The organism is Vibrio sp. 2130-1, assembly GCF_033339515.1.
In genome coordinates, this window is the sequence record NZ_JAWOUT010000248.1 from 1 (window position 1) to 721 (window position 721).

At 47.0% G+C, this 721-nt stretch carries 2 pseudogenes; one reads left to right on the plus strand and one right to left on the minus strand.

The annotated features are described in order from the left end of the window. Nucleotides 1-338 (plus strand): annotated as a pseudogene (locus tag R7Q09_RS25515) (YdcF family protein); the annotation flags it as partial. On the opposite strand, the pseudogene R7Q09_RS25520 reads toward R7Q09_RS25515, so the two are convergent. Then, nucleotides 328-721, minus strand: a pseudogene (locus R7Q09_RS25520) (hypothetical protein); the annotation flags it as partial. The pseudogenes R7Q09_RS25515 and R7Q09_RS25520 sit on opposite strands and share 11 nt — an antisense overlap.

Consider the following 721-nt stretch of genomic DNA (forward strand, 5'->3'; position numbering starts at 1 on the left):
TGCCATATCCACATCAAGGACCACAGGCAGAAGCGTTTCTTTTGCTTGATGAACTGACGACGTATCGAGTGTATCTAGAGGGCGTTAAAAGTGGGGCATTTCAACGAGATTTAACTAGCGTTCGAGCACAGCCTTTGCTGCGGGCTAAACAAGCAATAAATCAACTTCGCGCTTTACCGTTAGAAATGGATGTTTTGCAGCAAATTGCGGAAATGAAAAAGGCCATCGAAATGACGGCCTTTGATGAGTCGGTTGCAACAGCAGAGCGAGCATTGGAAGTGTTTCATCCCATTTTAACTGCGCTCAATCGCCGTTTAGATCCCGAGTCTATTCAGTGATTTCGCGTCGCATACGAACAGCACTCAACGCAATCAGACAGTAGCAAAGCAGCTCCATGCCTTCTTCCGAAATGTTCTTAACATCGCGGATGTAGCTTTCATTCATGACTTGCTGCCAGAAGCTTCCCATGCCGTAAAGGCGAGAGAAAACAAGCAGTAGAACGACGGCACCAATCAAGAGCTTCATGTGTGGAACTTGTAGAATACGTGCCATTTCGTTCACTGTACCTTTACCACCTTGGTAAGCTTTTGCGCAAGCCAGAGCAGTGATGGTTAACGCAGGGAATACCCACGATCCGTGACGGATCATATCCATCCAGTAGTCCAGTTCGCGAATGATCAACACAGCGAAGAAGCCGGAAATCAAAATAGCGGCGTGTTTA